This window comes from Mucilaginibacter sp. P4_D1, assembly GCF_056401935.1.
The window spans coordinates 25,947-40,400 of the sequence record NZ_JBFUIJ010000022.1; the positions used below are offsets into that span (position 1 = coordinate 25,947).

Sequence of the window (14,454 nt, forward strand, 5' to 3'; positions counted from 1 at the left end):
TACATTAATGTTAAAAACGCTATCGACCTAGGTTTGAACTTATATGCCAATGGATAAAGATTGAATTTGCTTGTTTTAGGCATTAAATCAAGCAAAAACCTTGTTGTATTTAGCGTGGCTCTTCCTGATCGATAGAAAAATTGAATTGACATCAAATTGTAATTAAGATGAAAATAGACTAAATAGTTTTATATAATAAACTAATTGGTCTATGTTTGTGCCGTCGTCTGATAGTCGAAAGCGTAAGTCTTGTTTGTTGAAATTAGACTAATTGGTCTATCGGGTGCCTTATAAAAATACAAAAAATGAAGAATCAAAAAGTAGCCCTGGTAACAGGATCAAATCGTGGTATTGGTTTTGAAACCGCAAAACAACTTGGTGAAAAAGGTATCACCGTAATTTTAACCGCACGTGATTTAAACGTTGCACAGGATGCTGCCGCCAGCTTAAATAAATCAGGAATTGACGCTTACGGAATTAAATTAGACGTAACCAATGCAGATGACAGAAAAGCTGCCGCCGCTTACATAGAGTCAAATTTCGGCAAACTGGATATCTTGATTAACAATGCTGGTGTAGCGCCAAAAGAATCCTTATTTGTAAGTAAAACAGCCGAAACAACCGAAGAAGAGTTTCAATACATCTACAACACCAACTTGTTTAGCGTGGTTTACTTAACCAACGAGCTGTTGCCTTTATTAAAGAAAAGCGATGCCGGCCGTATTGTTAACCTTTCAAGTATTCTTGGTTCATTAACTATTCATGCACAGCCAGAAAGCCCTATAGCGGGCTTCCGTGTATTGTCATACAATTCTGCCAAAGCGGCGCTTAACGTATTTACTATTCACCTGGCTGCCGAATTAGAAGGTACCGGTATTAAAGTGAACGCCGCTCACCCGGGTTGGGTACAAACCGAACTTGGCGGCAACGAACAGGCCCCAATGAGTATTACCGATGGTGCAAAAACCAGCGTTGAACTGGCCCTTTTAAGTGAGGATGGCCCTAACGGAAGGTTTATTCACATGGGCGAAGAACTGCCCTGGTAAATATTGCCTATAAGTAGTAACCCAAAGCTTTTGCGATACCTGTATGGTAGCTGCAAAAGCTTTGGGCTTTTGCATTAAATTATTTGTTATGAAAATTATTAAAGAGAATCATAGAGGTATCAGTACGATATTGGCTTTTGCCCTTATTCCGTTATCCGGTTTTGCTACCGATATTTATATTCCGTCGTTGCCGTCAATGGCCACTCATTTAGGGGTTACCAACGCTGCAGTGCAGCTTTCGTTAATTGTTTTTATGGTAAGCTCGGGTATTAGTCAATTGTTTGTAGGGAGTTTGCTTGATAGTTTTGGTCGTTACCGCTTAGGCACCATATCACTATTGGTATTTGCCCTGGCCAGTATTAGCATAGCACTTAGTCATAGCATTCAGCTCATTTACGCCATGCGGGTTTTGCAGGGGATAACCGTAGCCTTGATTGTGGTAGGCAAAAGGGCATACTTTATGGATACTTACACCGGCGAAAAGCTGAAGCACTATACCAGCTTGTTTTCTATCATTTGGGCTACCGCACCCATAGTTGCACCATTTATAGGCGGGTACCTGGAAACTGCTTTTGGCTGGCAGGCTAATTTTTATTTTTTGGGTGTTGCCACCTTTACCTTACTTGTACTGGAGTTGGTGTACAGCGGCGAATCACTCAAAAATTATCAGCCATTTAAAGCAAAAAGCATCCTGCAGGTTTACTGGTCTACATTGAGCACACTGGATTTTTCTTTGGGGTTAGTCATGATCGCTTTAAGCTACGCCATGCTTATAGTGTATGGTATGAGCAGCCCTTTTATTATCGAACATGTGTTTCATTTATCACCTGTGGTCACGGGGTACTGTTCGCTGCTATCGGGTGTATCATTAATGACGGGCGGCATCATTTCAAAAACGCTCATTAAAAAGCCGTTGGTGAAAAAAGTTTGGGTAGCCGTTACTTTACAAACAACCTTTGCGGCGCTGATGGTTGTTGCGTCGGCATTTAAAACCAACCTGGTTACATTAATGATGTTTACAGCCGCGGTACATTTTTTATCAGGCTTTATCTTCAACAATATATTTGCCTATTGTTTAGGCCGGTTTTCAAAAAACGCGGGTATAGCAAGTGGCGTTACCGGAGGTTCATTGTACATCATTACTTCTGTTTTTAGCTATGGCATTGTAAATGTTATCGCCATAAAAAACCAGGAGTTTTTGGGTATAGCTTACCTCACTTTTGCGGTGCTGGCTTGTATTACGTTTGCTTTATTTACCAAAGCCAGGAATGGTTATCATCAAAAACAAGAAACAGCAATGGTTTTAAGCAATGCTGTTTCCTGATGATATTGAATATACAAACTTAAAGTAGCTCGGCTTTTTCGCCGGCCGGTAACATTCTTAACCTATCTATCAGCCCAAATGCGCCAAAGGATTGGGCGAGCATTTCTCCAGTTTCAGAATAATGCGACCATCCTTCAAAATGCAATGGAATAATGGCTGAATCCGGGAATGTAAAAGCGGTATCAATAGCGTCATTTGAGTTCATCGTGAGGCTAAACGGCGTCATAAGTTTTGCCGCGCCGGCAAAAATGAATACGTATTTGGGGTTAAACCGCGCTGCAACTTCTTTTACTCCATCGTAAAACACGGTATCGCCGGTAAGGTAGATCTGGGGCAGTTTGTTACCGGCTACAGTAATCACAAAGCCAATTACATCACCGGCTAATTTTTCTACCCCGGTTGGCCCATGCCTGGCAGGGGTTGCGGTGATAGTTAGCTCATCGCCGTTGGGGGTATTGATAACCACGCTTTCCCAGGGGGCCATGCCAAGGGACGCGCCTTGTAATCGTTCGGCGGCTATTTTGGTTGTAAGGGTTTGAGGAACAATTTTTAATAGTTCCCTGCCGGCATGATCAAGGTTATCACCATGCTGGTCATGCGTTAAAAGTACAAGGTCGATCTTGCCAAAATCGGTTAACGCCGGATCAGAAAGTTTTTCTATAGATACCACCGGGCTGATGGGGAATAACGTTCCCGAGGGATCAAGAGTAGGGTCAGTCATGATCCTTAAGCCGCCTATTTCTAAAATAACAGTCGGTCCGCCAAGGTAAGTTACGTTGATTGGGTTGCTCATTTTGATTTTAAGTGTTTTACGCGATGATTTAACGTTAGTAAAATCATAGCTCCCAAAAATGTACCAATATTTAAGTATATGATAATGAGCTATTTGTTTGGAATTTAGAGTTCCTTTTAAACTTTATTTCGTTTTTTCATCAAAAACGGCCGCCGTTGGCGCATAAACTGATATTTATCCATAATTTCATCAATTGTACATCACATTATCCCCGGCAACAAATGGTAAACCATTGTGAATTCCCCCTAAAAAATAATTTACAATGTTTAAAAAAATGGAGCCGTTTTTTATTCCTCTGTATTTTATCCTCTTTGTTAGGGCAACAGGCCTTCGCGCAGGCAGAAGTATCGCCCGTTCCGCGAACTTTATTAGATCGATTAAAGAATAGCAAGCCGGATACCAGTCGTATACGGATACTTATAGAGATTGGCGACGATCACCTTCAGTTTAGCCAGGTGCCCAAACCTCATCTTGATAGCGCCATGAAGTTTGCCGATAGGGCTATCGCCCTGAGTACCTTGTTGCATCAAACCGAATCTGTTTATGAAGCATATATACTGAAGGGTTACACCTACATCAGGATGAATGATTTTGTAAACGGGCAGGCGTATTTTATGAAAGCCATTAACCATTATCATCAAACGGGGGCTACAGCCAAAGAAGCTGAAACCCGGGCATCATTAGGCGATTTGATAACGCCTGATAGTAAAACAAATGATGATTTGAAGATTGGCTACTACCGGCAAGCGCAAAGTTTGTACAAAAAAGCCGGAAAGCAGTTGGAAGCCATTGAGGTATTGAAAAAAATAGCCGATGTTTTTTTAAACCAAAGGAATTTGCCCGAAGCAGAAAAGTTATTGTTGCAAGTTGTATCTGAATACAAAGCCGCCAACTTTAAGAACCTGCATTACACTTACGATTTACTTGCCGGGGTTGCCCGCTTAAAGGCAAATCTTCGGGATCAGCTTTATTACCGCTTGTTGGTTATTAAAAGTATGGAAGCTGCAAAGGATTCTGTACATGCGATGGATTTTTATGGCTCGCTTGYCGGCACCTATGCCAGTTTGGGGCTGCTAAAAAAGGCGGAGTTTTATTATCGAAAGGCTCTGCAATCAAATGGCTCGCAATTTTATTATTTTTATTATTTCAGGTTTACAACGGCTCTTACCGATAATTTGATTGCCCAAAACAGGGTTGGAGATGCATTGGATGTTTTACAAAAAGCAATTAAAAAGCAGCCACCGCTTAACCTTCAGGACAAAATATTTATTGATGAAGCTTTTGGACATTGTTATCAAAAACTTGGGCAAACAAAACTGGCCGAAAATTATTATCGGCATTCGGTTACGCTCTCAGATTCCGCATATCTGCTAAAGTCTATAAACGGTGGTTTACATTTTTCAAATATCATGAACCTGGTAGATTTATTTATAGCTGAGGGTGATTTTAAGAATGCATCTCTTTATTTAAAAAAGACTATCCCGTTGCCCAAAGAGCGTTTATCGCCGATTTCACTGGCCAATTATGAGCTATCATTATATCAAACAGATTCTGCTTCGAGGAATTTTGAAACTGCAATAGGTCACTTAAAAAAATATGGCCGGCTAAAAGATTCTGTTTACAACATTGAACAAACCAAAAAGGTAGATGAGCTGATCTATAAATCAGAAACCGAGCAAAAAGACAGGGAGCTTGTGCTTCAAAAAGGACTGGTAAAGCAAACCGTATTGGTCAGAAACCTGGTAATTGGTGGCTTGTTTATGGTATTACTATTGTTAGGGATACTCTATAACCGATACAGACTTAAGCAACGTAGTAACCTGTTACTGCAACAACAACGAAATGAGATTGATGACCAAAACCACTCCCTGCAAGAGCTGAACAATAAACAAAATAGCTTGCTTACCGAAAAAGAATGGCTGTTGCGCGAAATTCATCACAGGGTAAAAAACAACCTGCAAACCAGTATCAGTTTGCTTAACATGCAATCGGCCCATATCAATAATAACGAAGCGTTAAGCGCCATTAAAGATAGCCAGCGCAGGATGTTTTCGATGTCGTTAATTCATCAGCGGCTTTACCAATCAGAGCGTATGACGCTTATTGATATGCAGATCTATATCAATGAATTGGTTGTTTACCTGAAGGAAAGTTTCACAGGTCGCGAAAATATTGGGATGGATGTTTCAATAGATCCGATAGATCTTGACGTAGCACAGGCGCTTCCGCTGGGATTGATTATAAACGAGGCCGTAACGAACTCTTTTAAATACGCTTTTCCAGGTAATAGCAAGGGCTTACTTAAGATAATTTTGATCGAAAAATTCGATCAAATGATTTCATTAGTTATCCAGGATAATGGAATCGGATTCCCTTTAGATGAATTTAATGAGCACACCTCGCTGGGTATAAAACTAATGAGAGGCTTAGCCGATCAGGTTCATGGGGATTTTGATTTACAAAGTTTGCCGGGAACAACTGTCAGCGTTAAATTTTCACGAATTCTATTGGTTAGTTAACTAACCTTTCCTCTCCTCCCCGGTTTCCGGTGTGTTCAAAGCACCCCTGTATCGTTCGTGAAATCCCGCGTAGAATTACGATATAAGATAATTAAAATTTTACAATATTTATGTAACTGTTTGATATGTAGTTTTTTGTATGATGGCATAAAAGTGGCAAAGCAATAGTTGTTATATGCAGATGAGACGTGACTAAACTTTAGTATGGCCCAATCTCAGCTGGTATACAATTTAAACTATAGCGTTCCATAACAAAAGCATATTAATAAATGAAAACTACATTTGAGATCAAAAAAAGAGAAGAGGTATCAGTGGCCGATCAAGCTGTTTATAATTCGGCAACTAAGCAACTTGGTTTTGTACCCAACATGTATGGCGTTATCGCAAATTCAGAATTTGCATTAAGCCGTTATGTTAAGGCCGAGTTTGGTAAAAGCTCCTTAACCACCAAAGAGCAGGAAGTGATTAACATTGTTGTTAGCGGAGTTAATGCATGCAGATATTGCACCGCTTTTCACTACAACTACCTCCAAAAATTAGGGTTAGGGTCCGATCAACTTACCGAGATCAGGAAAGGGAGCGCGTTATTTAACCCCAAACTGGATGCGCTGGTAAAATTCACCAAAAACATCGTCGAAAAACGTGGTCATATTGATGGCGAATTGGTGGATAATCTTATAGACGCAGGTTACTCAAAAGGAGCAGTTATCGATATCATTTTGCTCATCAACTTAAGAGGGGTAACTAACTATATGCATGCGGCCCTGGGCGAGTTTGAGATTGATTTTCCGCTGGCCCCCGATTTGATATGAGTGCCCTAAAAAATCTGGTTATTGGTGCCTGGACCCTGGTTTCTTTCGAACAGGAAAGCCAGGCGGGAGAAATCATATATCCATTAGGCGATGACGCAAAAGGTTCAATTTATTATTTGCCCAGCGGTTATGTATCTGTCCATATTATGGATGTAAACCGTTCAGAAAATGTAGATGAACTAATTTATGAGGATAAGCAGTTAAAATACAAAGACCTGGGTTACCTGGCTTATTCAGGTCGATATCATATTGATGAAGAGAATCGGATAATGACCCATCATATTGAAATAAGCTTATACCCCGAATGGATAGGAGGGCAGCAGGTTAGGCTAATTAAACTGGACGGAGAACATCTTCAGCTTAGTTCAAACGGCCCGGTAGGGCCACAAAAAATTCAATTCAGGTTGCTTTGGAAGCGCGCGTTAAACGACTAATATAATATAATATAATACAAATAAGATGAATGAACTACTCAACCTGGCGGTTAAAGCCCATGGCGGCCTTGCGCGTTGGAATCAACTAAAATCAATAAAGGTTCAGGCTTCCATAACTGGCGGCATCTGGTATGTTAAAAGTCGCCCCGATGTTTTGAAAGATGTGGTTATTGATGCCCAAACTCAGCATGAAAAAGTGGTTATGGTGTTTTCAGGCCAGGATAAAACGTCCACCTTTCAGCCAGAACTTATTTCGGTGGCCAAAAATGGGGGCATCGATGTTGAAAAATGGGAAGATCCAGAACTCACGTTTGACGGACATTCCCTGCATACGCCCTGGGAAGATGTACATGTAGTCTATTTTAGCGGTGAAGCGCTTTGGACCTATCTCACCACTCCATTCCTTTACACGTATCCCGGCTTTATCACCGAAGAGATTGCCCCCTGGCAGGAAAATGGCGAAACCTGGCGCAGGCTAAAAATAATATTCCCTGATAATATAGCCAGCCATACGCGCGAACAGGTATCGTACTTTGGCCCTGATGGCCTCATTCGCCGGCACGATTATACAGTTGATATTCTTGAGGGCGCTACCGGGGCAAATTACGCCACCAATTACCGTGATGTAAATGGCATTATCATACCCACAACCAGGCGGATCTATGCCTACGAAGGAGTTGGTCATCAAGTGATTAGCGATCCTTTATTGGTAGCTATTGATATGGGCGAGATCACGCTTAGCTAACATATTGTCCCTAAATGTAAAGTTCGTGTAAGTATTTCAGAAGACCGGAATATTTGCATGGGCCTGATCATTGCTAGTGATATGGTTATTTTCGATACATCAAGCTCCTTTTTTATATAACTTACGGATTATCAACTCATTTTCTATAGCGCCTGTGCTGATGACGTAATACCGGCTCATTATCGGTAGTGTTTAGGCCGTGTTATATCTTTTGCTGTTTTTAACAGCGTATTTTCCTTGCTGATAATTAGGCAACGAAAATGAAAACCCCATGGAATAAAAACAGTGTACAAAAATAATATCGCAAGGTGACTACCCGTGTTTAATACATGTTACAAATAGTTTTTGACGATCCCTAATTTCTTGATCTTAGCAACCAGCGTATTAGGAGGAATGTCTAATAATTCGGCTGCACCACCCGGGCCAGATACTTTGCCATTACATTTTTTAAGGACCTCCATGATATAGTCTCTTTCCATTTCTTTTATCGTTTTAACGGAGCTATTTACCTGCACCGGCGACGTTCCGGTAGTTGAAATAATGGGCAGATCAATATACTTAATGGTATCTCCTTCATTGAGTACGATGCTCCTTTCTATCAGGTTTTCTAATTCACGAATGTTACCTGGCCACGGGTAGCCAATCAGATCGTCCATAGCCTGGGTTGATACTTTTTGAAGTTTTTTACCCATTTTGTCTGATAGATACAATAAAAAATAGGCAACCAATTGCGGTATATCTTCTTTTCGTTCCCGCAGCGGGGGAATCCATATGGGGAAGCCGTTAAGGCGATAGTATAAATCAAGCCTGAATTTGCCTTCGGCAATAGCTTTCTCTAAATTTAAATTGGTGGCAGCAATGACCCTTACATCAGTTTTGATCACCTTATTACTGCCTAGCCTCACAATTTCGCGCTCCTGCAGTACACATAGTAATTTCACCTGCATATCAAGCGGTAATTCGCCTATTTCATCTAAAAAAATAGTGCCGCCTATGGCTTGCTCAAACTTACCTATCCTCAAATCAACAGCACCGGTAAATGCCCCTTTTTCATGCCCGAATAATTCAGATTCAATTAAAGTAGCCGGTATGGCCGCGCAGTTAACTTTTATCATAGGCTTGTTTGCCCTTGGGGATAGCTTATGAATTGCGCGGGCTATCTTTTCTTTTCCGGTGCCGCTTTCACCAAGTAAAAGTACCGATATATCAAAAGAGGCTACTGTGCTTAGCTTATCCTTTATCGCTTTAAAATTAGGGCTATTGCCTATAAGGCCAAGTGTTTCATCAGTCCCTAATTTGGTCAAGCTTTTTTCTATGCTTTTAAGATCCCCGGTAGTAGTAACTTTTGCGATTGATTTTAGTTCGATAAAATCGGCAAGGTTAGGGATACAATCACAAATTTTGATCAGCAATAGATTTAGCCTGTTTAATAAAGCGCTCTGATCCGGGGTAAACGCATCTGTAGCCCTGCCATAAAACGAAAAAGTTAATATTTTGGAATCGCTAATGGCTATCGACTTAGCCAATATGGATTGCAGATTAAAAGCTAAAGCAATTTGCTTATCCATTTTATATGTTCTGCACATTTTACTAAAATCATGTGATTTTAGTAAAACGCTTTTAGAGTCCGGCGTTACATATTTGTTCCAGGAGTTACTTTCTTCAGTTGATTTTCCGCTCCGTTCAACAAATTCGTTTTTGTCTATAAGTTCAAAATCCTGTTCGTTTTTCTTATAAAATCCTAAACCGTCAACTACCTGTTCTTCCTCACCTTTCCAGCATATCAAAAAGAAATCAAAAGGAATGTATTGTTGCAATGATGAAATGATTTTTAACAATTTTTCATTTTTGCTACCTACACCTGCAAGTACGCGCATTACATCGTCTTGCAGCATTGTTTCACGAAAAAGTTTTGCTTCCAGGTCATGCTCATGCCGGTATTTTGCAACATCAAGCGTAACCAACACATCTTTTTCACGAAACGGTTTCACCAGGAAACCGTATGGCTTGGTGGCCTTTGCCAGTTCCAGAACACTTTGATTGGAATTTGCCGAAACGTAAATGAAGGGAATCCGCATTTCAACAAGCTGGTTGGCCAGATCTATGCCGGTTAATTTACCAATTAAATAAATATCTAAAAATACCCAAGCCGGTTTTTTGAGACTGATGATCTCCAGCGCCTTAGACACCGAAGAGGCAATGCCGGCTATTTCATATCCGGCCCGCTCCAGGATCATTCGCAGATCGCTGGCTATGATAAATTCGTCTTCAACAATAAGTATTTTACCTTCCATATAATATAAATTAAATTTCAGCAATTTTATCCAAAGGGCTGTTTCTTTTATTTGATATTTTTGAACGTTATCGTTATCTGCATCCCATGCAAACCTTGAATTTCTAAACTGCCCTGTATTTGGTCTGTCAATCCTTTAATCAGGTTTAAACCTAAAGATCGCGTTGTTTCATGGTTTATAGATTTTGGTAAACCGATGCCGTTATCTGACACGGATAAAATGAAGTCATCATTAACACCAATTGTGAATTTTATAGTAATTGTACCACTTTTACTATCAGGGAAAGCATACATAATGCAATTTGTAACTGCTTCATTGATGATTAGCCCAATAGGTATTGCCATCGCAAGATCAAGTTGAATAGCCTCTGTAAGTAAATCGAATTTAATTTCACCAGATCGTTCGAAGCTTTCTCCCAGGTAATTTACAAGCTCCCGGATATACACCTTCATATTAATGGATGCCAGGTTTGCAGAGTGATATAACTCCTGATGAACAAGTGCCATAGCGTGCATCCGGCGTTGACTACTGTTTATAGCATCTATGGCATCAATATTTGAAAGATAGGCTGTTTGCATGTTGAGCAAACTCATGGTGGTTTGCAGGTTGTTTTTTACACGATGGTGTATTTCACGAATAAGCCATTCCTTTTCATTAAGCAGTAACTGTTGTTTATTGTTAAGCTCATGCAATGAAATGTTTTGCAGGTTTATCTCAGTTTGCTGACGTTGAAGCTTAAGACTGTTTTTTTTGTTGCGGCGAAAGCCGTTGTACACCAAGCCGGTAATAACCAGCAATACCAAAACGCTGCACAGTACCAGGTTTCTCTCAAGATTTAATTTTTGCAAAGCAACGTGTTGTTTTTGGCCCTGGCTTTGCAAGGTCATTATCGATTTTTCTTTTTGAGCAGTTTCATATCTTATTTGCAATTCAGAGATCTGGTTGCTTTTGGTATCGTTGAAAAGTGAATCGTTCAATAGATTATGCCGTTGGAGGTTATTGATGGCAGAGAAGTAGTTGCCCGAGGCTGAATCAATTTTAAATTTTACAAGGTAGGCATGACTGAGGGCAATAGGGTTTACCATACTTTGGTTTAATCGGAAGAATTTGCCCATGAAAGCTTCTGCTTTTTTGTATTGCTTGAATTTTATTAAAAAATCGCAGATGTCGTTGTAGTCGGCCACGTAGTTCTGCACATCAAGATACATTTCTGCCTTAAAGATCTGATCATCGATGCTGAGTGTTTGGAGGTGACATTTTTCGGCCTGGTTAAACTGCCCCAGCGCGGTATAACACAAAGCTAAGGACTTGATTATCATTCGATTTTCTGGCAGTAAAGTAGGGGATAAGCTTTTGGCTTTTAATTTCAAAAACTCTAATGCTTCGCCGCTTCTGTTTAAAGCAATTAGTGTGCGTGTATAGGCCATGTATAAGCGATAATCAACATTTACCGCGCTTTTTTTGTAGGCGAGCGCTTTTTGGTAAAAAGCAAGGCTCTTATCAAATTGATTGAGTTCAAAATAAATTTGCCCAAGTTTGTAGTATGCCAGTTTTTGCCGGTAAATATCTGTAGGATCTTCTAAGGTTTTAACGGCCTCTATCCTGTAGTATAAAACCGTTCTTAAATCTCCGCGTAGCTTATTTAAATCTCCCAGCGAGCTGTATATATAAAAAAGATGCTTGTAGTGTAAGCTCTTTGACTGGGATACAATTTGCAGATATTCAGTTTCTGCGAGGCTAAGTCTGCGTAGGTTAAGGTCTGCATCGGCAATAGCTCTTAATGTTTCCAGTTGGTTAAAAATATCGTTTAGTTTTTTTAACCGGGTGTATGCTGTTTGCAGGGCCTCTAGTCTCACCTTATAACTGGCGGTGTCATTGCTTTGCAAAGCCAGCCCTAACCGCATCCACGTGCGCGCCTCATCCTTTAGCCTGCCGGCCTGTATTTCCCTATTGATCACCATCATGAAATCTGCCCGACCACGTACCAAATCGCGTTGTTTGAGGTAAGCCTGCCCGCGTACCCTGAGGCTTTCATTATTCCATTTCTCTGAATGTAGTAACTCACTTAGTTTCATAGCCTTATTAAACTGTGTAAACGCGCTATCCATATTAGTTTTATAAGTCCCTGGCTTTACCAGGTAATGAAATCCTAATTCAATAAACAATTTAACCCGATTGGTATCTGGGTTGGTATTACTTATAAGAGCAAATAAGTCTTTCGGAGATCGGTCTGTTCGTGGTTGGGCAACAGCTCCTAAAGGACATATTGAAAGAAAGAAAACGATAAATCGAGCTTTAAAGAAATTTGTCATCTGGTGTTTATCACTTCAATCGGTGCTCTTTTTTTATGTTCAATCTTCTTATTTTAGAATTGAGCGTTGTCGAGGGTATTTTTAAAACTTCTGCAGCTCCGCCTATTCCTGCCACCTTGCCGTTGCAATATTTTAAAACCGCAATAATATGCTCCCGCTCAACTTCGTCAATAGTTTTTATATGGCTCCCCACGTTGCCGCGGGCTGTGCCATCTTCAGATATATCAGGTAAATTAATTTGATTAATAACAGCACCAGGGGTTAACACAATCGACCTTTCAATCAGGTGCTCCAATTCCCTAACGTTTCCGGGCCAACTGTAGGCTGTTAATTGTTTTAAAACCTTACTCGAAAATGCAGGCAGTTTTTTTAAGTTTCGGGGGGCATATTTATGCAAAAAATACTTTGCAAGGTCGGCTATGTCTTCTTTTCTTGTCCGCAATGGAGGCATAATTATCGGGAAAATATTAAGCCGGAAGTAAAGATCGCTTCTGAAATTTCCCTTTTGCACTTCGAGCATCAAATCGCGGTTGGTGGCTGCTATTATCCTTACATCGATTTTAATGACAGCTTGCCCACCAACCCTTTCAATTTCCTTTTCCTGCAAAGCCCRTAAAAGTTTTGCCTGCAATTCAAGCGGCAATTCGCCAACTTCATCCAAAAAGAGTGTGCTTTTATTGGCGAGTTCAAATTTACCTATCCTGCGTTCGGTTGCTCCGGTAAAGCTTCCGCGCTCGTGCCCAAATAACTCGCTTTCTATCAGATTTGGGGGCAGCGCGGCACAATTGATTTTAATCATGGTCTTTTCTTTTCTGATAGAAGCCTTATGCACGGCCCTTGCAATTAGCTCTTTTCCTGTGCCGGTTTCGCCCATGATAATTACAGTGCTCTGTGTTTTTGCCACTTTTGAAACCAGGCGATATACTGCTTTCATGGATTCGGAGGAACCCACTATTTCCCCATAATTAGTCATACTTTGCATCTGCGTAGGTGGATGCAAATTTTCATTTTCCAGCTTTTGTTTTAAGTTATTAATTTCCTGAATTTGGGTTTGTATTTTTTGTTTGGCTAGTATAGTTGCGATAGTAGCTGCRATAGGCATGCAAAAAGCCTCCGCTAAATTAATGCTCATCAAGTGCGGCTCTATCCATATAATGCCCATTGTTTCGCCTCCACAGATTAAGTTTGAGGCAATGACTTTTTTTAATCCTGTCTGCTTCCACAATTGCACATACGATGGGGCCTGCCCGGATCTGACCAATCTATCTGTGTCAAATTCAAGTGGGCCGGGAGACCGCATTATGCGATCAATAATGCCGTCTTTTAACGATTTTACCGATAAAAGCGTTTCAAGTTGAGGAAGATTGGTGAAACCAATTCCAAAGTCGAAAAGATAAGTATTTAAGGAGGTCCTTTCCTGGTCAAATATACTTACGTAGTATTTTTTTATTTGCGTTGTATGTATAAATAAACCCCTAATTGCAATGGATAACTTGGTTTTGTCTCCAATCATCGCCATTTTTTTGCTGATCGAAAGTAATGGCTCTGCATTTTTTTCATGAATTGGCAATAGCTCTGGGTCAGATTGCAGAATCCCCGGATTCTTAATGGAATTTATAACAGCGGATTCCGAATTCATCATGGCATATTTAGCTTAAGTTTATTTGATAAGCTGAAATTGACATTCAATAGAACAAGGTATTGGTAAATAAATGGTCAACCTCAAAAATACTCAGATGCTAAAATCAAGCCAGTTTATATGTTGCTCATTATCAGTGGTGTGTTCCTGTTTTTATCAGTTTAGATTTACCATATTTGGTGAATTTACCATTGACAATATCAAATATGGTAAACCAGATTTGATTAGGATGGAATGCAAATTGCAATCTTACGCTTTTAGGATGTAATGAATGATTATATTGAACCGCTACCGGATAAATAAAGTCAAGAAGCCTAATGCAGCACGATACAGCCCTAACGGTGTTAACAGGAGGGATTTCAGCTTAAAAAAGGTGGATGTTATAGGGCTTCTTTTTAGATGGATATTACTTTTTTTATTAGCTGATGCCGCAACATAGAGAATAACTGTCAGACAAGTAATCATTACGCTGTGGGTAAGTATAAATACAGTTTCCATGGCTTTTGAGTTTTAACGGTTTTTTTTATTTCTTCGTA

General features: G+C 40.2%; 10 protein-coding genes. 6 read left to right on the forward strand and 4 right to left on the reverse strand.

Features of this window, described 5'->3' with window-relative positions; all coding sequences use genetic code 11:
- Nucleotides 1-305: 305 nt before the first annotated feature.
- The gene (locus AC1DV1_RS18445) at nt 306-1,046 is read left to right on the forward strand and encodes an SDR family oxidoreductase (protein WP_477361864.1); all 741 of its coding nucleotides are present in this window, start codon (nt 306-308) and stop codon (nt 1,044-1,046) included.
- Between the two features lie 88 nt (nt 1,047-1,134).
- Nucleotides 1,135-2,370 (forward strand): MFS transporter, encoded by a 1,236-nt coding sequence (locus tag AC1DV1_RS18450; RefSeq protein ID WP_477361866.1) that lies wholly within the window; start codon nt 1,135-1,137, stop codon nt 2,368-2,370.
- Nucleotides 2,371-2,389: 19 nt separating this feature from the next.
- Here the strand turns inward: AC1DV1_RS18450 and AC1DV1_RS18455 are convergent, their stop codons facing one another.
- A complete protein-coding gene (locus AC1DV1_RS18455; RefSeq protein ID WP_477361868.1) occupies nt 2,390-3,163 on the reverse strand; it encodes an MBL fold metallo-hydrolase in 774 nt (257 codons plus the stop codon).
- Between the two features lie 311 nt (nt 3,164-3,474).
- Here AC1DV1_RS18455 and AC1DV1_RS18460 point away from each other — a divergent pair, with 311 nt between their 5' ends.
- The 4 genes from AC1DV1_RS18460 to AC1DV1_RS18475 all read left to right on the forward strand — a co-directional run bounded on the left by AC1DV1_RS18460 (nt 3,475) and on the right by AC1DV1_RS18475 (nt 7,673).
- Entirely contained in the window at nt 3,475-5,682 is a 2,208-nt protein-coding gene (locus tag AC1DV1_RS18460; RefSeq protein WP_477361870.1) for a tetratricopeptide repeat-containing sensor histidine kinase, read from the forward strand.
- Between the two features lie 269 nt (nt 5,683-5,951).
- Entirely contained in the window at nt 5,952-6,494 is a 543-nt protein-coding gene (locus tag AC1DV1_RS18465; RefSeq protein WP_477361872.1) for a carboxymuconolactone decarboxylase family protein, read from the forward strand.
- Nucleotides 6,491-6,928 carry a lipocalin-like domain-containing protein gene (locus AC1DV1_RS18470; protein WP_477361874.1) on the forward strand — a complete coding sequence of 146 codons (438 nt, stop codon included), beginning with the start codon at nt 6,491-6,493 and terminating at the stop codon, nt 6,926-6,928. The genes AC1DV1_RS18465 and AC1DV1_RS18470 overlap by 4 nt, the downstream gene beginning before the upstream one ends.
- Before the next feature lie 25 nt (nt 6,929-6,953).
- Nucleotides 6,954-7,673 (forward strand): hypothetical protein, encoded by a 720-nt coding sequence (locus tag AC1DV1_RS18475; RefSeq protein ID WP_477361876.1) that lies wholly within the window; start codon nt 6,954-6,956, stop codon nt 7,671-7,673.
- A 332-nt stretch (nt 7,674-8,005) separates the two neighbouring features.
- Here AC1DV1_RS18475 and AC1DV1_RS18480 read toward each other — a convergent pair whose 3' ends face one another.
- From AC1DV1_RS18480 to AC1DV1_RS18490, 3 genes are all read right to left on the reverse strand, one after another.
- Nucleotides 8,006-9,967 (reverse strand): sigma 54-interacting transcriptional regulator, encoded by a 1,962-nt coding sequence (locus tag AC1DV1_RS18480; protein WP_477361878.1) that lies wholly within the window; start codon nt 9,965-9,967, stop codon nt 8,006-8,008.
- Nucleotides 9,968-10,014: 47 nt separating this feature from the next.
- Complete coding sequence (locus tag AC1DV1_RS18485; protein WP_477361880.1) at nt 10,015-12,075, reverse strand: sensor histidine kinase; 2,061 nt, start codon at nt 12,073-12,075, stop codon at nt 10,015-10,017.
- 214 nt (nt 12,076-12,289) lie between these two features.
- Nucleotides 12,290-13,213 (reverse strand): sigma-54 interaction domain-containing protein, encoded by a 924-nt coding sequence (locus AC1DV1_RS18490; RefSeq protein ID WP_477361882.1) that lies wholly within the window; start codon nt 13,211-13,213, stop codon nt 12,290-12,292.
- Between the last annotated feature and the right edge of the window lie 1,241 nt (nt 13,214-14,454).